Genomic DNA, 20,311 nt, shown 5'->3' with positions numbered 1-20,311 from the left:
CAATTTGGTAAAGATGTTAAAATTTTGTGATTTTTATCATATGTTTTCGGTTAAATAGCTGAGTGTCATAAAAAAATAGGTGTTTTTTTATTTTTATGTCATAAACAGAGATTAAAAAAAGAGACACACAGCATAAAGAACGATATAGGGGAAACCATGATGAAAGAGATTTGCTAAGCTATTACTTTAGAAGGTGAATACGTTCGCCTTGAACCTCTATCCCACCAATATGATGTCGAATTGGCAGATATCATTCGACGAGATGGGTTGAATAATTTGTGGTATGCCTTAGTTCCTGAGCCTGAGCATTTCTCTCAAGATGTGGAAAAGCGCCTGGAAAATTTCCAGAAAAAGGAATGCTTACCTTTTGTGGTGATCGATAAACGAAGCGGTAAACCAGTTGGTATTACTTCTTACAATCGTGTGGACCATGCAGTAAGGCGGGTTGAAATCGGAGCCACTTGGTATGGAATAGAAGTACAACGCACCGCATTAAATACAGAAGCTAAATATTTGCTCTTAAAGCATGCTTTTGAGGAATTAAATTGCGTTGCAGTGGAGTTTCGTACACATTTTTTAAATAGCCAAAGTCGTCGAGCCATTGAACGGTTAGGGGCTAAGCTCGATGGTATCTTGCGTAATCATATGAAAACTAAAACGGGTGAACTGCGTGATAGCTGTGTATATAGCATTATCGAGTCAGAGTGGCCGTCAGTAAAACACCACTTAGAATGGCAGATGGTGAAACCGCGCTAAGGTTAGCTGTAGGTAAGTCGCCCACCGAAAGGTGGGCGATATTAGCTATAAATATTCATGCATGGGTTTGGTCATAAACACATTATTTGGCATTTTTTCTGTGGTGGTATAGCCAGCAGGGCTATTAATCAGTGCAGGAATACGGTTCACTAAATTTGCACAGGTTAATTCTACGGTTGCTGGGTTTTTCACCTCAATTGAGGTGTCAGGTTCTCCAATTAACTGCCAGCTATTTTTATCGCACTCATCCGCTGTTAAGATTTTCCCAATACACTCTGTTTCGAGGGTAATACCTTCTGCGGTTTCGGTGATTACCACTGCAGATAAGCCTAATACATCCCCTTTTTTCACGGTCATTTTGAGGGTGTCGGAGTAAATATCTTGTTGGGCAATTTGCGGTACACAGCGCTGAGTTTGGCTGGTGATCGTTAACCCAAGTCGGCTGCATAACCAACCATTTTGTGTCCACATATACGGTGGTGCATATTCACCGCTTTCGATTTTCTGTGAAATAACATCGTGAGGTAAGTCGTTATAGTTACCAATTTGTTTGTCGAACTCGTCAACGGTTAAACCCACGCCGTGGCCGACAGCGGGAGCGATACCGTAATCTTCAACGTTATAGCAGCTAGAACCTTTAATTTTCACCAATTTGTGCATGGAGCCTGCTAAAGTGTCAATGAGCACCCCCCAAAACATATCTGGGTAGCCACTTCCTGCAAGGGTACAATTATTTTCTTTGGCTAATGCATCAAGCTTTTGTGTAATTTCAGGTGATGAATTCCATGGATAAAGGGCTTCTTCTCCGGTTGAAATAGCGTTTACACCATGACGTGCAAATAAGGAGAATGCATCTTCTAAATCAGCCATGGTACTCAATGTTGCGATGATGCCAACATCAGGTTTTAAGATTTCGAGGGTTTTATCCGCTTCATGTAGCGGCTGTACTTTTACCCCTGATGGCGTCGTTCCTGCAATTTCACCTATATCTTTGCCAATAACGGCTTCATTGATATCAAAAGCCGCCACAATTTCAGCACCATGTTCTTGCAAGTAACGGATCAAAAATTTACCCATTTTTCCGCAACCATATTGAACTGCATGTACTTTTTTCATCATTTTTGTCCTATATGCGAATTATCTATAGATCATATTGTGAGATCTGAATGTAAAAAATATTGTTTTATATCAATTGGTTGAACAAAGAATTTTTAATAAATTTAGTTGTCATTATGATGTTGTTTTTATTATTAATTTGATATTGGTAAAAGTTAAATATAGATAAGGTGTGAGAAACTGATTTAAATAAAAAATAGTAGGGCTCATTAAAATTGCAGAAAACGACTTTCAAATGATAGCAATTGATTATGCTATCGCATTGAATTATAAGAGGGGTGATTGAGTTGAACACAATTTCAGCATACGGTTTCGAAACACTAGACCTAAGCTAAAACTACACGTATAATCCTTCCCACTTTGGCCCCTTAGCTCAGTTGGTTAGAGCAGTCGACTCATAATCGATTGGTCGCTGGTTCAAGTCCAGCAGGGGCCACCAAATTTATCAAGGAGTTAGATGTTAATCATCTAACTCCTTTTTGTTGTGCATAGAAAACCCCCAGCTAGGCTGGGGGTTCCGTAAAGCTTTCAGCTTTGAATAAGATATTAAAACCCCTTTTGATTTGTTAAAACACCTTGCGGTCTGGCAACTGCAAGAGTCAAACAAAAAATCAAAAGGGGGTCCCAATGGGGGACGAAAAGAGCTTAGCGCATACACGATGGAATTGTAAATATCACATTGTTTTTGCCCCAAAGTATAGAAGGCAAGTTTTCTACGGTGAAAAACGTAGGGCGATAGGTAGTATTTTAAGGAAATTGTGTGAGTGGAAAAATGTCAGGATAGTGGAGGCAGAATGTTGTGTTGACCATATACACATGCTTCTAGAAATCCCACCCAAGATGAGTGTTTCGAGCTTTATGGGGTATTTAAAAGGAAAAAGTAGCCTAATGCTTTATGAGCAATTTGGGGATTTAAAGTTTAAATATCGAAATAGAGAGTTTTGGTGCAGAGGGTACTATGTTGATACGGTAGGAAAGAATACGAAACGAATACAAGAATATATAAAACATCAGTTAGAACAGGATAAATTGGGAGAGCAATGTCGATCCCCTATCCGGGCAGCCCGTTTACGGGCCGTAAGTAATCCATAGATGCAAATGTCAGGGCCGTTATGCGCCTGTTAGGGCGCGGCTGGTAACAAAGCCTTATAGGCGCATATTAAAAACCTCCGGCTATGCCGGAGGATATTTATTTTCACCTCATTATCGTGAGTGTTTAACTCACAATCTAACTGGCTGTGAGTCTTCGGTTTTAACATTTTAAAAATCAATTTCAACACTTATCGTTAGAAAAACAGTGAAATTGTTTTTGCCGTTCAACGTGTTCTTCCTTTATCCATCCTATTTTATCCGCAATAGGAAAGAATAAAGAGTGTATAACGTAAATGGCGACAAAAATTCTGAAAAAATGGAAAACGGACATAAAAAAATGTTTTTTATATGTTGATTCGATAAATCACTAAGCGTTGGAGTAAAATATTCTTTAAATGCGCATTTAAAGAATATTAAACTGCACCGTCAAAGTGGTTAATCCCTGTGGAATTAAATGTTGATCTAATAGTGTGTTTTTATTTTTATTAATCAATGAGTTGTTTCATTTTTTCTGTGTGAAATATTTGGTTACATAGTTTATTTCTATGTACATTAGAACTTACTGGGCTTATCGCAGTTTGGTCTATTTTTTGCTCGATGATTGTTTTGTTATGATTCGTTTTTGGTGTTTTTCTGGAGTTATATAGCGATATTTCAACCCGTTTACGCTAAGTCACTTATCCTAGAGAGATACAAAAAGGTCATCAGGTTTACAGTCCATTCATAAGCTTTTATTATCCTTAACTCAAATCTTACCGTGCGCACTGGCTGAGATGACGGAAATTAATCGATAATTATGTCGACTTAACCCAATTTGTCATTCTTGATAAAGGATATCGCTATGCCAACTCCATGCTATATTTCCATTGAAGGAAAAACCCAAGGAAACATCACTGCCGGTGCATTTACTGCCGATTCAGTGGGTAACATCTACGTGCAAGGAAGACCAAATGCTGGTGCAAGAGTTTTCTCACGTCGTGACTGTGCCGACCGACCCACAATCCGGCCAGCCTTCAGGCCAACGTGCGCACAAGCCCTTCCGTTTTACCGTGGCGTTAAATAAAGCGGTTCCGCTGCTGTATAACGCCTTAGCCTCCGGTGAAATGTTGCCGAAAGTGGAACTGAAATGGTACCGCACATCCGTTGAAGGCAAGCAAGAGCATTTCTTCACCACTACATTAACCGATGCGACGATTGTTAATATCGATTGCCAAATGCCGCACTGCCAAGACCCGGCCAAAGCGGACTTCACACAGTTAATCGAAGTGTCTCTGTCTTACCGCAAAATCGATTGGGAACACACCGTTGCAGGCACATCCGGTGCCGATGACTGGCGCGCACCGCTCGAAGCGTAAGTTTGAATTTAGCGAGCCTTTCGAGGCTCGTTTGCATTTTTAGCTTTTTCTTCTGTAGAGGAAATCCCCATGTCTTGGAAAGACCCCAATAAAAACAAACGACTTGGCAGCCCCGAAAATAACCCGCTTATTCACGGTGGTGGGTATGCGGGTGGCAGAACCTATGCACAAGACCAAGCCTTGCAAGAAGCCCATGGTCAACTGCTAGAGCGTATTATGAATGGCGAAATGGGGACGGGATTGGTATTCACTTGCACGATTGGTGGACTCCCTGATAATACATTTCAAGTGACCCAGTTTGATTTGCAAGAAGGGCTTTCCCAGCTCTTTTCACTGTCGATTCAGGCGGTCAGCTCGTTACCCGAGATTGATTTTCAAACGGTACTGGGTGTGGCCTCTTCGTTGACTGTAAAGCGAGATGGAAAAATTCTTCGCACGGTACAAGGCATTTTAGCCGGGGCAGAGCAAGGCAACACGGATGGGGTGAAAACCTGGTATCACTTTGTGATACGCCCTGAAATGTGGGTAATGACGCTTAAGCAGGACAGCCGCATTTTCCAAAATATGACGGTGCCGAACATTCTTGAGACGCTATTGAGCGAATCTCATATCAAGTTTGATAAGCAGTTTTACCACCCTGAAGAACATCTGAAACGCGAATATATTACTCAAAAGCGCGAAACCCTGTATGAATTCTGGTGTCGCCTTGCTGCCGAGGAAGGGATTAATTACTGGTTCGAAGAAGGCCCGCAACTGTTTTACAGTGACCGCCATTTAGGCATGAAAGCGGGAATATCCCTGACCTATAATCCGCAATCTGAAACGGATATCACCGACAGTACCGCCACCACATGGCGCTATGCCGAGCAGTTGTGCAGCGATATCCGTGTGGATAAAGATTATAATCAACTTCGCCCCTCTTACCCACTGAGCCACCAAGTCACGGGGGAAGTTCATCAACAACATGAAGTGTTTGAAAGCTATGGTCGCTTTCAAGAAGATGCCGAGGGGCAGCCCTTCAACCAAATCCGCTACGAGCAATCACAAAACCAGCGGCAAGTGGGAACGGCGACGACTAACTGCATTGAGTTAGCCCCGGGACGCATCTTTAGCCTATCAAACCATCCTAGCCCTCGAATGAATACGACGTGGCAAGTAGTGAGTGTCTCTCATCACGGCGTGCAGCCATTAGCCGACAACAGTGGCGGTGAAGGCACCCAACTGAGTAACCAGCTTTCCTTTGTGCCTAGCACTCAAGAGTGGCGACCGCCTTACCGATATAAGCCGCTTGCCGATGGGGATGAAGTTGCGACAGTCGTAGGCCCAAAAGGGGAAGAAATTTACACGAACAGCAAAGGGGAAGTGACCGTCTATTTTCATTGGGACAGGCGTGGTATTCCTGACCACAGTGCTTCTTGCTGGGTACCTGTAATGCATGGCTGGAGCGGAAATGGCTATGGGTTTATGAGTATTCCCCATATTGGGCAGCAGGTTTTAATCAGTTATCTGAATGGCGACATTGACCGCCCCGTCATTACGGGATGCATGTACAACGGTCGCAATGCCCCTCCGTTAGATTTACCGACCCAAAAAACACGCACCACCTTTAAAACGTGCACTCATAAAGGGGAAGGTTTTAACGAATTACGTTTCGAAGACCAAGCAGGACAAGAAGAAGTATATATTCATGCCCAGCGTGACATGAATGTGCATATTCAACATGATAGCCACACCCATGTTCAACACGATGTCAAACAGCGCATTGACCAACACCGTTTTACTGACATTCAAGGGGATGACCACCTTCACATTAAAGGGACGCACAAGGCTCAAATAGAAGGTGATATCTCTGAACAGGTGCTTGGCAGTTATCACCAACAAATTAACGGTGCACTGGTGAGTGAAAGTGGTCAAGAGACCCACATCACCAGCCAAGGGAAAGTGGTGATTGATGCGGCGACGGAAATTACCTTAAAAGTGGGCGGCAGTTTTGTGCGAGTGACACCGGGCAATGTGTTTACGTCAGGCAATGTGGCGATTGGCGACAGTGCCGGAGGCTCAGGGCAAGCGGTAGACATTCAATTGCCGGATGGCGTTGACCCGTTTGCGACACCGCCTTATCCGATTAAACCCTATTGCGCGATGCAAGCCCAAGCGACGGGCAGTTGGGTGATTAAGCCTAATGGGGGAAATCAATGAGACTCACCCCTTGGACAACATGGTTAACGGCATCCAATACGGACCCTATCTATTTACTGCTTAATACGTTAGCCACACCCAACCCGACAGACTTATTGTTTGCCAACGATTGGGTTGAACAGGCATTTCCTATTTACAATGGCACTGCACTGGCCCATTTAATCGGTCAGAGCCCGTGGCTTGTGCAATTAAAATCGAGTGCGTATGCCCCATTGGGGCAACTGCTTGACCGTAAAGGCTTAAGTGATAACACATGGGGCTGGGCGTATCGCAGCTCGCTGGATTGGCAATACCAGTTACGTCATTGGCAAAACCGCCAATGGGTGGAGCTGAATGAAGAGCTCGTGGTGCTGCGTTTAATGGACACACGTATTGCGAATGTGCTTATTCCCAAAATGCGTGCGGTGGATTGGTCTGTGCTGATGACCCCTGTTCATGAGGTGATGTTGGAGACACCCAGTGACCCTGCTTTTTTTGAATCGCCTACCCGCCATAACCCTTTGCCTATTCCAGAACTGCAAGCCCGTCCGTTCATCATGGGGGAACACTTACAGGCTGCGTGGGAAAACTCTGCACAGTTTATCGAGCTGTTAGCGGAAAACCTGGCGTGTGAACTGTGGGAAAATCACGCAGAAGCTGCTCTATCCCTCGACACACCGGAAGGTCAACTTCACCGACGTTTAGTGGATTGGTTACACCTGCATCCCTCACTCGCGGGGGATATCCATACCCGTACCGCCACACAGTTTACGGACTATGCCCAGCAACAAGGCTGGCTAACCACGACAACGGAGCCGTCATGAGTCAGAAAGTCGAATCGTGCATTATCTGTGAAAACTATCGATTTTGGTTAGAGTTGCAATTGGTTGATGATAAAGGACAACCCTTAGCCAACGTGTCCTATTCGCTCGCCGAGCGAGGCACAGGCCGTACGTTGCAAGGCAGCAGCGACCCACAGGGCTTGATTAAAGCGGAAGGCTTAACGGCTCGTCCGTATACACTGAGCCTTGAACCGCAACCCTTAGCCGATGCCCTGACAACGCTGTCGCCTCCGGCAGCGATTCAAGGCAACGATAAGTCACTGAGTGATTATTGCCGTGAGCAAGGGTATCTCCTGAGTGAAAATAACCGCGCAGGGGCGTTTAACCTCAATGTACCCACTACCGTCCACCGCATGACGGCGGGGCAAATAAGCCGTTCTACCCACTATCAGCAACGTGATAAGGGCTATCCTCTGTTGTTCCCGTATGACCATCGTCGCGTGATTGCGATTAAACGCATTGCAGAGCCGGTGTTTGCCAAATCGGTGTTGCGTGGTGAGGGTAATACGGATGCGGGCGAACATCCTGAAATCAGTAACTACTTTGGTTCCACATCTGTTTATCAAATGCAGCCGAAGCTCATTCAATCTGAACAAGCAAAACCGTCTGAATTTTCGATTGCGTCTTTATTTGGTATTTCGACTGCTGAAGCGAACCCTCTAATATCAATAACCATGCAGAAATTGATGTTAGAGCAAATGGCTATATCTGCTGGTGCGGCTCAGAGTCAAGATACTTGGCAATCTTCGGATGAGTTTTATGATGATTACTCAACATCTCATAAGCCACCTTCAATAAAAGTGAACGTTCCTTCAACACTATCAGCACTGAGTATCCTTGTGGGTATGGGCTATGCGGGGGTATTTACACGTACAGAATCGAGTGACTCGAGTGATTTGCTGACTTATGAGGATTTAAAAGAAAAGGCTCTCGCTAAGGGAACCGCGACTACACGAATACGCATGGGTATCGATGAAGATGACCAAGTGGTCGGCTATCATACATCTACGGAAAGTGGGCAAGACCAAGTTCCTGTTAGGATGATGGAACTCGCTTCAGAAGCGGAGACGCAAAAAGTCCGTTCATTGGCGGCCTATCAAGCATCAGAAGGCTTACGATATGCAGGCAGTACAGCAGAGGTGTACAAATTTACGACTGATGATGGGGATGATGTTTTTATCAGTTATGCGAAAAACGGTAACTTTGTGGGCGTTCAATCGAAAATCCATGAGGGAGAAAGCCGAATTCATACGGGACATCCACCGTCACCGCCTTTAGATATTAGACCGCATACAGGTGGCAATCAGATCCCAGAGCCTGCGGATATAACCTCTGCGGGTGGTTTTCCAATTCATGAAGGTGAGCCACAGATATACATTACACCGGTTCCGGATGCGAAAGATTTACGTGACTATATTCTAATCACCCCGATACCATCATTACCGATGATTTATGTTTATATGCAAGTTAAAGGGAAAAGAACTAAGAATAGGCTACCAGAAGGTAAAAATGGAGATTTAGGCCCTAGTGATGATATATTAGAAAAAAGAAATCCAGAAACGAATGAATTAATTCAAGTAAGGAAATATGACTCAGAAGGTAAACCAGTAAAAGATATAGATTATGGTCATGACCATGGTGCAGGGGATCCACATGTCCATGAGTGGAAATACCCATCAAATTCTGCACCAAACAAAGTAAGGTCAGCAGGGAGACCACTTCAATCTGGAGAGACAATCAATGATTAATAACATTAATTTTCATGATGTAAATATACATGGTATATTTTATATCGAAGAAGAGGAAGCTCTTGAATTATTATTATCTAATAATAAAAAATTACGATTTGAACAAGTTATACATTGGGATTTTTCGGAGTTTGAAAAACAAAATATAATATTTGATATTAAGCAGTATCAAGAAGTTCCTTTGTGGATTAAAGAAGAATTTGGAATAAAAAAAGCATTACCATTAAATAATTTACTATGTTATATAGACTCAAGTGTAGGCCTTTCTGGAATAATAATATATAGAAATGCCAAATGTCTTGAAGATGTAATCTCATAAATAATTACCAACACACGCTAATGGTATTAGCGTGTGTTGGTTTATAAAGTGAAATATTTCAAACAAGACATAGTCTACCAAGATTAAATCTCATCTAATAAAAGAGGCTCAATGAAAATAATCACTATCCCTCTTTCTAAAGAAGCAATGTATAGGTTAGATTACAATGAGTCTGTTGATGGAGATTTACTAGAGTTAGATTTAAATGATAACCAATTGTATCTATTAAATAAAGTTAATTTATTTGAATTGATTAATTCTAATTTAGGCTTAAATATAGATGATTATGAGGATGAGAGTTTGCAAGATATGAGTAAAATAGAGAATTTAAGAGATATTTTAAACAATGTGTCAAATAAAGACAATGAGAGTATAATTAATTCAATATTATTATTAGTTAATACTGCACTAGATAAAAAAACAGGAGTCTTTTTTTATTTTTAAGACATTATATTAAAATGTTAAGCTGATTCTGAGTTAAAAAATGCTCAGAATCTGTTTTAATAGGTCATCTTTGAAGAAGAACGTGTATGTACATGATCCAAGAGTTTCAACTGAGGCTCTTCCTAAAGGGGATTGGGAGAAACACATCAAAGGTATTAATGACGGAAAGCTAACGATTACTAACTTTTTTGACATTTTTAATATTTGTTAGCTTCTTAAGGAAAACGTCTTAATTTTGTTGCGCAAAACAGCAAAATACGTAGCAACCACGGCACTGCGTGATGGAGAGCTTGTACTGAGTTTTTAGGTTGAAGCAGGTATTTTTGCCGGTAATCCTCTGGGGCAATCTATCCCATCCATTTATTGGTACTACTTGGTGGATCGTCTTAAAGGCGAGATTGCGCCATTGCGTTACCGAAACGGTGATCCTAATGATAAACTTTATGGCTGTATTGATGAGGAAGGCACTGAATGACGAGTTTATATACGGCAACAAAGCACCCAGAGCAATTAGAAGCCACGCCATTGATTGAAGAAAGTCATCACTACGATGATCCGTTGGAGCCTCAAAAACTGGTATTTTTAGATGCGGTGAATAAACAGCGTTGTGTGATTAACTCTCCACAGCGGAATAGTCAACTAACTAATACGCTCCCATTTTTTATCGTACTTTTAGTAATGGCTTGTTATACACTCTGGGGCTTTATGGGTAGACACTCATCTAAAATGTATACATTTCAGGATACAATTAATTATAACAAAAGCATTTATGACTCATATAATGAACAAGGCAGTAGCCCTCCAAAATATTTAGATAAATATGTTCCATACTTTAACAAAGAAAAAATAAGTATATGGACCTATATTAAAGCATATTATTCTGGTGAACTTAGCCGTAATAGCCAAGCGGAAATATTTTTAATAATCGGCTGGCTAATTTTTTTCCCGGGTTTTTTATGGCTATTGGGTTATCTCTCTTTCTTCACACCTCCGGTTTACCTTATTGCGGATAGGCAACGAGGAATATTGTATAGCTATGGGATGGGGAAAGTACGTTTAACGCGCTATGAAGATGCACAATTCGGCTATGTAGGTAAAATGCTGGCGATTAAACTGTATGGCATTGATGAAAAAACAGGGAAATTGAAAACGATCCTCTACCGCCCGAATGTCTCACATTACTCCAGTTTCCTGACCAGCACCGACAGTGAAAACCATCGTTTTATCACGTTTCTCAATGCTTATATGCAAGAGGGGCGAGATGCCGTTTCGTCAGTCGATTACCAAGCTCGTAACCCCTTTTTGTTTTTTGGTAAAAACCCACTTCCTACTGATTTTGAGCAACAGGTCGAACAGATTTTAGCAAAGCTTGATCAGGAGAAAAAACGCAATGCGTAGTCTTGTGAACGGCAGAAAACTCATTTTAAAAAATGATACGACGAATACCGGTGGTACGGTGCTGACAGCTTCTTCTCTCGCCAAGCAAACTCAAGGAGTCGCCTGTGTGGGCGACTCTGTTTATTGTCCTTCATGTAAAAAAACAGGGACTATCGTTGAAGGTGATAGCTTAATGAAAATTAATGGTATCCCTGTTGCGCTAGAAGGTCACAAAGTAGCTTGTGGTTGTTCTGGGGGCTGTGTGCTTGTTGCTGTAGGCTAAATGTTAATGTGTTTTAACTTCTCATATAGGTCGCATATCATTGTCACGTGTTGCTGCTTTACTTTGGTTACTCGTTAGTGAGATAAAACTAACAGTTTAAATGGCAAGAATTGAATCCATTAAAAACCATCAATAATTAGTTTATCCCTATGAGTATCTACCTAAAGTAGATATGGTTACTATTCACTCAAGGCTGTTAAAAGGAATTGTATGCAGGATTTACTGGATGTAATTATTGATTTCCTCTCCTCGTTCAAGTGGCGTACTGCAGTAATGATTGTTGCAGGTGTCGCTGTGCTAATTAGCGGATTTAATGACTATTTTGTCATTGGGTTCTTTTCTATCGCTTTAGTGTTGTACTCCCCAGAAATCTGTCGGTTTATGGGGAAAACAAGAAAACTAAACAATCCTTTTAAATGACTTAGGATTAAATGTGTTGATACCGACAATTGGGCTTATAACAACGGTCATTATTGATCTTATTTTGATATATTTAATTTTTTGCTGTTTTAAAGGAATTCGAAGTTCGAGTCTTTCAACTGTATTCATCAGGTTTGCTCTTGCATTATGTTGTAGTATCGTGATGTTGTATAGTATTTCAATTAGCTTATTATTCTTAGGCTCATTTATTCGCTAAAGATATAATTATTTTTGGTGCTAAATAATTTAATTAGCAGTGGTTTTTTATCATGTCCTTTACTACCTGAATGTCTAACAAAAAATATTTTAGATAATATTCTTATGGGAAAAAGGCACTGGAAGTATTCACATAGCCATATATTAATTGCTCAAGTAAAACCTGTTATTATTAAGTTGAGTTAGTTATTGCTCTTCTTTTTTAATAATATCTAGTCCATTGGTTGGATCTTTATCCTTGTTTAACCATAAATTATATATTTTAGTCATTTCATGTAGAGCTGGTATTTTCATTTCATTCCGTAGTCAAATTTGAATAAACTTATCTTTTTTGTTTTTCTTTATATAGTCGCGTAAGTAGAATATTTTCCCCTGAGGATTGCATTTTGATACTAATGCATCTAGTACCTCTCTGCGAATTTTGGTGCTAAGAGTAGTAGGATAATATTTTAGATTTTAAAGGACGTATATTTAATTATAACCAATTAAATAAGATACATATATTATTTATATCAAATAAGTTAATGGGTTAGGTAGAGTTCATACAATTAGGTATTAAAATAAATGTGTAAATTCCACGATAAGGAATTAGTATTGTAATTTAGTGTAAATGTTATATTTGTTTTTTATCAATTCAGTATGAATATAAATTATCCAAATAGGATAAGATATGTTTACCAGTATCATTTTGTAAGTTTTAATGTGTTTTTAAAGTAAAATTTGTAAGCAAATTGTCTAACTTTTTTAGAGTTATAAAGTAATATACATAGGTATAGTCACTATGTTTATTTTATTTTTTTTATTTTCAGATGATAATGTTAACGTTATCATTTGCTGTATAAGGATGAGTGATGAGAATTTAACCTATAGACGGCTAACTGTTAACGTTAACTTAAGCTCTGAGCATTGTGTTTCAGTCTGTGATTAATTGTTTCATTTTATGTGTTTGTAACATGATTAAAGGTTGGTAAAAACAAGTTTTTCAATGGAGAAATATGAACAAAACGGGGTGTAACACGTGTAAGGAGTAAATGGAAAATAATTCATATTTGTGTATTTGAAAAATATAAATTAAATTCAGGTCCATAGCTTGATACTTGATATAGGAAAATAATTAAATTTTATCTCTAATATTAAATTGTCTACTCTAATATTATATTTTCTGGTGATAAAAATGAGAGTTGAAAATGACATATTAAATAGTGCGGCGTCTTCATTTTTAAAAAAATTAAGAAAACAAAATGGTATCACAGAAGGTGAATTAGCCATATTATTAAAAATAAGCCAACAACAAGTCTCAAGGTATGAAAATGGAAAAACACAATTGACCATAGGACGGGTAAATCAATATCTTGAGATATTTGGCTTGGACTGGAATTACTTTACTAATGAAGTAATTAAAAATGCTAAAAGATTAAATGGCATTTAATTGTTTTCTATTAAAATTTAATGCTATTAAATAAGATAGGCGATAATTATATTTTAATTATTATCTGTCGGTAATAAAAACAAACTAAATAAATTAGGAATATATATGAATATTAAAAATAAACTTGCTGTATTATCTGTAGTTGTTTCTTCAATTATTTGTAGTTCAACATTTGCTGCAGAAAATGATCCTCTCCCTGCATTAACAGTTAATGGTGGTAAAGTAACATTTAATGGTGAGATTACATCTGGAGCTTGTGCAATTTCTGGATCAGATACTGACAAAATTGTTACTTTAGATACAGTTAAAACAACAACTTTTACTGCTGCAGACCAACTTGCAATGCGAGCTAAGCCATTCAATATTAATTTGGTTGAGTGTGATACTGCAACTCGTAAATCAGTTCAAATTTCATTCAATGGGCAAACTGTTGATGGTAAGCCTGGTTTATTAGCAAATACTGCTGGTGCAGGCTCTGCGGAAAACGTAGGTCTACAATTGTTTAATCCAGATGGTAGTCCATTAGAAATTGGCGCATTAAGTTCAAAAGTTGATTTAACTGATACAACTACTATTCCATTATCTGTTGATTATAAATCAATAGGGGCCGTAGTAACTGCTGGTAAAGTTCAATCTGTAGCTAACTTTATGCTTACCTACAATTAATTTTATTAATGATTGGCCAGTGATGGCCAATCATTAATCATGGAGCTTGTTTATATGCTAAAAAAAATATTCGTTATATTATCTTTATTTTTCTTTTGCCAATCGGTCTATGCTGGCGGAGTCTCACTAGGAGCAACTCGATTAATTTATCCAACTGAAAAAAATCAAATAACATTAAAAATATATAATAGTGATAAAGATGGAAATTACCTTGTTCAATCATGGGTATCGGATGATCATGAAAAAAAAAGTACTGATTTTGTAATAACACCGCCTTTATTTGTAATTAAATCAAATTCAGATAGCTTATTGAATATTGTTTTTACTGGGGATAAAGAACAGTTACCTAAAGACAGAGAGAAGTTATATTATCTAAACTCAAAAGTTATTCCATCTTTAACAGAACAAGAACAGAAGATAGATAATGCATTATTAATATCAACGACAACTAAAATAAAGCTTATTGTTAGACCTAGTGAAATTAAAGGAAATTCATTTGAGTCATACAAAGATTTAAAATGTAGTTATGAAAATAATAAATTAAGAATTGATAACCCAACTCCATTTTATATGAATTTAGTATCTTTGACTATAAATGGTATTGAAGTATCAAAAGCAGAAACGATAGCACCAAAAACATTCATCCATATTAACAATAATGATAAGAGTAAAAAATTATTTTTCAATTTCATTAATGACTATGGTGTTCAGATAAAAAATATACAGTGTAACTTTGTTTAATTCTGGAAGTATATCTATGCGAATAATAAGAAAATTTTTTTTAATTAGTCTATTTTTACATTCTAATGACTTACATTCGCAAGATTACTTCAATCCTTTATTTTTAGGTTCTGATGTTTCTTCTATCGATGATTTGTCTTATCTTTCGGCAGGCAATAATGTTACACCTGGGAAATATTTTTTAAACCTGAATGTTGGTGATGGATTTATTAGAAATGTTAGTATTGAGTTCAAGCAAAGTAATGATAAGAAAGTTATAGCTTGTTTTACAAAAGAAATTGTGAGTTTGATTCCCTTTAATAAGGATACTCAAGAAAAAATTAATCTATCAAAAATAAATGATAATGAGTGTATTGATATTGATAAATACATAAATAATTTTAGCTATAATGTTGACTTGTCAAAGTTAACACTAACACTCTCAATACCACAAATATATCTTAATTCCATTAGATCAACCTTGGCAAGCGAGAATGATTGGGATGATGGTATTTCTGCACTAATGACAAATTACAATTTAAATGGGTCATATTCAAGAAATAATAGAATGAGTAACTATTCTTCTCTGTTTTTGAATTTAAATAATAGGTTGAACCTAGGTGCTTGGCGCATCAGTTCAAACTTATACTATAATCAGAATAAAATGGGGTCAAAATCAAATCATGAATGGAAGTCAAATAATATTTCAATCTTAAGAAATATAAATTCAATTAAAAGTACACTTATTGCAGGCCAAACTGTTTTAGGTTCAATGATTTTTGACTCAAATCCGTATATAGGTATCACATTATCTACTGCAAATGAAATGCTACCAGATAGCGAAAAAGGATATAGCCCAACAATTAAAGGTATAGCAGAGTCTAGATCAAAGATAACAATTAAACAAAATGGAAATATATTGTACCAAGAGTATATTAACCCAGGTCCATATAATATTGATAATTTAAACTCTGTTGGTACAAGTGGTGACTATGAAGTTGAGCTAACATCAGGTGAAGGCGTAGTAACAAAGTATATCGTTCCATATTCTTCTTTACCGAATTTACTACGAAAAGGTAGTTATAATTACTCACTTACTTTTGGGCAGCTAGATATAACATCAGCCAAAAAAGATAAGTTTGCTCAAGGGACAATTGGAATTGGCTTACCACTAGATTCAACTCTTTATACGGGATATCAAATTGCGAGTGGCTATCTAGCTACTGGAATCGGTTTAAGTAAAGATATTGGTGCATTTGGAGCTTTATCTATTGATACAATACAAGCACAAGCTAAAATACATGATAAAAAATATAGTGGGGGGTCATATAGAATATTGTATGCGAAATCATTTAGTGATATTGGTACAAATATTCAGTTGACAGGATATAGATACTCAACATCTGACTATTATACTTTTAGTGAAGCTAATTACAGAAATAGTTACAAAGGTGAAATAAATGATTACTTATTTTATTCAAGTAATGAAAGGAAAAAGAACAGCTTTCAAGTAAATATTTCTCAAAGTTTAGGTGACTATGGACAATTATATGCATGGGGAAATGTTAATTCATACTGGGGGAGCGACTTAAAATCTAAAAATATTCAAATAGGCTGGAATAAGACATTGTCTCAGTATAATAATATTATACTATCAGCTAGCTATAATAAAAATACGTATAGCCATAATACAGACAATATATTTTACTTATCATTATCTATCCCATTGTCAAATGCGATGGACAAAAATAGAATGTATATTACAAATAGTACCACTTTCAATGACTCAAAGTATAACACTATGACAAGTCTATATGGTACTGCATTAAATGAAAAATTAAATTATAATATTTATCAAACTATAAATAATAATAATGATAATAAATCAAATTTAAATCTACGTTATAAAGCAGATGTAACAGAACTTAGTGCAGGAACATCATTTTCAAATAATTCAAAAGAGCTTGATTATGGAGTCACTGGTTCTGTCCTTGTTCATTCTGGTGGTTTACTTTTTGCTAGAGAGGCAAATGATACTGCAATTTTAGTTGAAGCCAAAGGGGCTGCTGGAGCTAAAGTGGATAAAACAGGTGAAAATATTACTATCAATAATAGTGGTTACGCTTTAATTCCTTATGCAACGGCATATCACTATAATGATATAGGTCTATCACCTGAATCATTAGGGGCAGGTTATGATATTGATGGTAATGTTATAAAAGTAGCTCCGACACGAGGAGCTATCAGTAAAGTTATTTTCGATGTACGTAAAGGGTATAATTTTTTAGTTTCACTTCAGTATCAAGAAAAACCAATTAAATTTGGAACAGTAGTAGTTAATGATTCTGGAAAAAATATATCTATTGTAAATGATGATAGTACAGTTTATTTAACTGGTGTTAAACCTAATTCAAGCTATACAGTAAATATAGATAAAGATAAACTTTGTAAGTTTTCTATTAAATATGATGAAAATGATAAAATGAAAAATATTAACAAAGTTAATATGGCGTGCCAATAATAGGAACTATATAATGAAAATAAATATTATTTTTTTAGTTATATACTTCATCGGTTTTTTTGCGTACGCAGTCGATGTCACAGTTAATGTTAATGGTGAAATATTAACACAAAGCTGCAATGTGACGGGTAAGGATTTAATTAAAAATATCAATTTTTTAGATTTAAATCCAAGTGATTTTAATCAAATTGGCTCGACTAGTGCTACGCAACCTATTTCAATACATCTCGAGAATTGTTCTGGTAAAGTTAATAATATGTCATATAAATTTTCTGGGGAGGAAGATGATAACGACCCAACTTTATTGAAAATATTAGGAAAGGCAAACAGTCTTGAAGGTGATATAGCTACCGGACTTGCTATTGAAATATTAGATAAATACCGGAAAAAAATTTCATTAAATACAAAGTATGCTTTGAATGAAGTTATCACAACCCCAAGTTATGATTTGAATTTCTATTTAAGATATAAGTCAACTCAAATAAATATAGGATCAGGTGATGCGTCATCTTTACTTTTTTTGGATATTTATTATGAATAAAATTATTGGGTTTTTAATAATATTCCTACTTCTTCCTAGAGTTGTTTTTAGCGAACAAATAAAAATTAACATTAATGCAAATGTTATGGAGCGTAGCTGCACTGTTTCTAATGATACAGCTAGTTTACTAGTCGGACTTAATCCTAACGATTTGAATGGAAAGCAGGTCGGTATTCCTTTCACTGAAACACCATTTTCAATTGTTTTAGAAAATTGCCCTAAAAATATTAATTCTGCTCATATTATATTTACAGGTGTAAATGATACTATAATGACTAATTTATTAAAAAATTTAGATGAAACAGATGCTGGTGCAAGTAATATTGCAATAGGAATTTATGATAACAATAAAAAAATTATAGATATAAGTAATAATAAAACAACTTTAAAAATTGACCATAACTTAGTGAATAATATTTTTAATTTTTACGCTTCTTACATTAAAACAGGAAATACTTCTTCTGCAGGTAAAGTGCTCTGTATTGCAAATTTCGAGTTGTCTTATGATTAATAGAATATTAATGGCTATATTTTTTGTTTTCTTTATTACCAATGCATTTTCTGGTACAACACTTGTTGGTACACGGTTTTTAATTAATAACGAAAATAAATCATTAAATATAAAAATAATGAATGATGAAAATAGTGATTATTTAATAAAAAGTGAATTAAGTGATAAAAGATTTATCATATCACCACCACTTTTTTTACTTCCTAGAAACAGTAATAGTATTATAACAATATTACCAACAACAGCAATTGATAATATATCAGATGAATTAATTAACTTAACTGTTACATCAATTCCAAAGTCAGATTTAAATAGTGGTGAAAATTCTATTTCTCTAGCGATTCGCTCACATTTTAAAGTTATTTATCGACATCGTAAAATACGAGAAAGTGATTATGATAAAATAAGTTTAATCAATTTTAATAAAGAGTTTTATTTGATTAATAAATCAAAGTTTATTTTTACAATTTCAGTTTCAAAAGATAAGCAATATAATAATGAACGGATAGTAAATATAGTTCCAGAGGAAAAGGTGAAATTAAACGATATTTGTAAAGGTAATACATGCCATATATGGGTTAATTTTTATGATGAGAGTAATGACGTAATTAAATCACTGGATTTATCATATAGTAAAAATTAGGAATTAATATGAAACAATGTAGTACAACGTTTTTTTTTATTGCTTTTTTATTTCAATCGGGTCAAGCTTTTGGTATCCCTGAGTACACGTATAATACTAATTCTATGACTAACATAGAGATCACTGGGCCTGCCGACCAAATACCATTTGGTGAGATTATTAAAAACTCTGGTTCTCGGAGAGGAATAAGCATATGTAATAGTAATAGTATAAACTATACACTTGATCGAATAGAGTACCAACCAATAGCTCATTGGAATGGGCAATCTTATCAAGCATCACCTTCTCACCCGATGATTTATTTATTTGAAACTGGTATTTCTGGATTTTCATTTTCCCCTATTGGGGGATTTAACGAAAGTTTTGTCCCGTTACCGGTTAAAAATACAGTCGTTTGGGAAGGTAGTTTAAGTAATAATTCACGAATAGCATCTCCTATTAAAGTCACTATAGGTGTTTTTATCTACAAAGGACCGGATAGAATTATTGGAAGTGTGGTGATTCCAAGTCAAAAAATGTATCGATATGCGTGTTATGATGATGTTGGAAATCTGCAAGAGATAGTTAATGTACAATATAACCCAATAACTGTTAATGCTACTGTTTCTAGCTGTGCACCAACAAATAAAATTGTCTCTGTTGAAATGGAAAAAATTCCAGCAAGTATTATTGAAAAAGCAGACGCATCAGAAAATATAAGCCTAAAAAGACAATCATTTTCACTACAATGTGACCCTAATATAAATGTATATGTATCAATTGTTGATTTATCTGATACAACAAATAAAACTACGGTTTCAACGCTAACAGCTGATTCTTCTGCATCAGGTGTTGGATATGCTGTAATAGGTTTAAGCGGACAACGATTACAATTTGGCCCAGATGGCTCTGCTCCAAATATTCCAGGCCAACAGAAATATTATATTCAGCGTTCTGGTACCGCTGAAAAAAATAACCCAATTAGTTTTAGCTTGGGTTTTGGCTATGTACGTAAGCCAGAAGAAGAATTCAAAACGGGAACAGCAAATGCAATGATTGGCTTAACATATTCTTACCAATAATTAGCTGTTTTATATAAAGTTGCAGTTAGTGATAAACTAAATATCTGACTTGAAAATTAGAGTAGGTACATTC

18 protein-coding genes, 1 tRNA gene and 2 pseudogenes are annotated in these 20,311 nt (G+C 36.6%); 20 read left to right on the top strand and 1 reads right to left on the bottom strand.

Annotated elements, in window-relative coordinates:
- The first annotated feature begins 180 nt into the window (after positions 1–180).
- Positions 181–756, top strand: coding sequence for a GNAT family N-acetyltransferase (locus M1F17_RS16370; protein ID WP_226617075.1), 576 nt, complete (start codon positions 181–183; stop codon positions 754–756).
- Positions 757–801: 45 nt separating this feature from the next.
- Here M1F17_RS16370 and M1F17_RS16365 read toward each other — a convergent pair whose 3' ends face one another.
- On the bottom strand, positions 802–1,875 hold the full coding sequence (locus M1F17_RS16365) for a dihydrodipicolinate reductase (RefSeq protein WP_144139770.1): 1,074 nt from the start codon (positions 1,873–1,875) through the stop codon (positions 802–804).
- 359 nt (positions 1,876–2,234) lie between these two features.
- On the opposite strand from M1F17_RS16365, the gene M1F17_RS16360 reads away from it, so the two are divergent.
- From M1F17_RS16360 to M1F17_RS16270, 19 genes and pseudogenes are all read left to right on the top strand, one after another.
- Positions 2,235–2,311 (top strand) — tRNA-Ile (locus tag M1F17_RS16360).
- 188 nt (positions 2,312–2,499) lie between these two features.
- Positions 2,500–2,957: pseudogene (gene tnpA, locus M1F17_RS16355) on the top strand (IS200/IS605 family transposase).
- An 848-nt stretch (positions 2,958–3,805) separates the two neighbouring features.
- A pseudogene (locus tag M1F17_RS16350) lies at positions 3,806–4,319 on the top strand (Hcp family type VI secretion system effector).
- A 69-nt stretch (positions 4,320–4,388) separates the two neighbouring features.
- Positions 4,389–6,518, top strand: a complete 2,130-nt coding sequence (locus tag M1F17_RS16345) for a type VI secretion system Vgr family protein (protein WP_318837071.1) — start codon at positions 4,389–4,391, stop codon at positions 6,516–6,518.
- Positions 6,515–7,321 carry a DUF4123 domain-containing protein gene (locus tag M1F17_RS16340; protein WP_318837070.1) on the top strand — a complete coding sequence of 269 codons (807 nt, stop codon included), beginning with the start codon at positions 6,515–6,517 and terminating at the stop codon, positions 7,319–7,321. Before M1F17_RS16345 ends, M1F17_RS16340 begins: the two co-directional genes overlap by 4 nt.
- Positions 7,318–9,087: an S-type pyocin domain-containing protein gene (locus M1F17_RS16335; RefSeq protein WP_318837069.1), complete on the top strand. Its 1,770-nt coding sequence runs from the start codon at positions 7,318–7,320 to the stop codon at positions 9,085–9,087. Before M1F17_RS16340 ends, M1F17_RS16335 begins: the two co-directional genes overlap by 4 nt.
- Positions 9,080–9,406, top strand: a complete 327-nt coding sequence (locus M1F17_RS16330) for a hypothetical protein (protein WP_180312121.1) — start codon at positions 9,080–9,082, stop codon at positions 9,404–9,406. The genes M1F17_RS16335 and M1F17_RS16330 overlap by 8 nt, the downstream gene beginning before the upstream one ends.
- A gap of 111 nt (positions 9,407–9,517) precedes the next feature.
- Positions 9,518–9,850, top strand: coding sequence for a hypothetical protein (locus M1F17_RS16325; protein WP_180312120.1), 333 nt, complete (start codon positions 9,518–9,520; stop codon positions 9,848–9,850).
- Between the two features lie 471 nt (positions 9,851–10,321).
- Positions 10,322–11,248, top strand: a complete 927-nt coding sequence (locus tag M1F17_RS16320) for a hypothetical protein (RefSeq protein ID WP_318837068.1) — start codon at positions 10,322–10,324, stop codon at positions 11,246–11,248.
- On the top strand, positions 11,241–11,510 hold the full coding sequence (locus tag M1F17_RS16315; RefSeq protein ID WP_094962673.1) for a PAAR domain-containing protein: 270 nt from the start codon (positions 11,241–11,243) through the stop codon (positions 11,508–11,510). The genes M1F17_RS16320 and M1F17_RS16315 overlap by 8 nt, the downstream gene beginning before the upstream one ends.
- Before the next feature lie 210 nt (positions 11,511–11,720).
- On the top strand, positions 11,721–11,930 hold the full coding sequence (locus M1F17_RS16310) for a hypothetical protein (protein WP_165879888.1): 210 nt from the start codon (positions 11,721–11,723) through the stop codon (positions 11,928–11,930).
- A gap of 1,390 nt (positions 11,931–13,320) precedes the next feature.
- A complete protein-coding gene (locus M1F17_RS16305; RefSeq protein WP_004258030.1) occupies positions 13,321–13,575 on the top strand; it encodes a helix-turn-helix domain-containing protein in 255 nt (84 codons plus the stop codon).
- Between the two features lie 105 nt (positions 13,576–13,680).
- On the top strand, positions 13,681–14,241 hold the full coding sequence (locus M1F17_RS16300; RefSeq protein ID WP_004258027.1) for a fimbrial protein: 561 nt from the start codon (positions 13,681–13,683) through the stop codon (positions 14,239–14,241).
- A gap of 54 nt (positions 14,242–14,295) precedes the next feature.
- Complete coding sequence (locus M1F17_RS16295; RefSeq protein WP_164455991.1) at positions 14,296–14,982, top strand: molecular chaperone; 687 nt, start codon at positions 14,296–14,298, stop codon at positions 14,980–14,982.
- A gap of 16 nt (positions 14,983–14,998) precedes the next feature.
- The gene (locus tag M1F17_RS16290; protein ID WP_172412222.1) at positions 14,999–17,482 is read left to right on the top strand and encodes a fimbria/pilus outer membrane usher protein; all 2,484 of its coding nucleotides are present in this window, start codon (positions 14,999–15,001) and stop codon (positions 17,480–17,482) included.
- A gap of 13 nt (positions 17,483–17,495) precedes the next feature.
- Positions 17,496–18,023 (top strand): fimbrial protein, encoded by a 528-nt coding sequence (locus M1F17_RS16285; protein WP_036958016.1) that lies wholly within the window; start codon positions 17,496–17,498, stop codon positions 18,021–18,023.
- Positions 18,016–18,534, top strand: a complete 519-nt coding sequence (locus tag M1F17_RS16280; protein WP_094961049.1) for a fimbrial protein — start codon at positions 18,016–18,018, stop codon at positions 18,532–18,534. Before M1F17_RS16285 ends, M1F17_RS16280 begins: the two co-directional genes overlap by 8 nt.
- Before the next feature lie 10 nt (positions 18,535–18,544).
- Complete coding sequence (locus M1F17_RS16275) at positions 18,545–19,177, top strand: molecular chaperone (RefSeq protein ID WP_226617201.1); 633 nt, start codon at positions 18,545–18,547, stop codon at positions 19,175–19,177.
- Between the two features lie 8 nt (positions 19,178–19,185).
- Entirely contained in the window at positions 19,186–20,238 is a 1,053-nt protein-coding gene (locus tag M1F17_RS16270) for a fimbrial protein (RefSeq protein ID WP_318837067.1), read from the top strand.
- The last annotated feature ends 73 nt before the right edge of the window (positions 20,239–20,311 follow it).

The sequence above is a fragment of the Providencia sp. PROV073 genome (genome assembly GCF_033688125.1).
In the GTDB taxonomy this organism is placed as follows: Bacteria; Pseudomonadota; Gammaproteobacteria; order Enterobacterales; family Enterobacteriaceae; genus Providencia; species Providencia hangzhouensis.
Note: the sequence above shows the minus strand (reverse complement) of the source record. Positions and strands in the feature narration are given on the sequence as shown.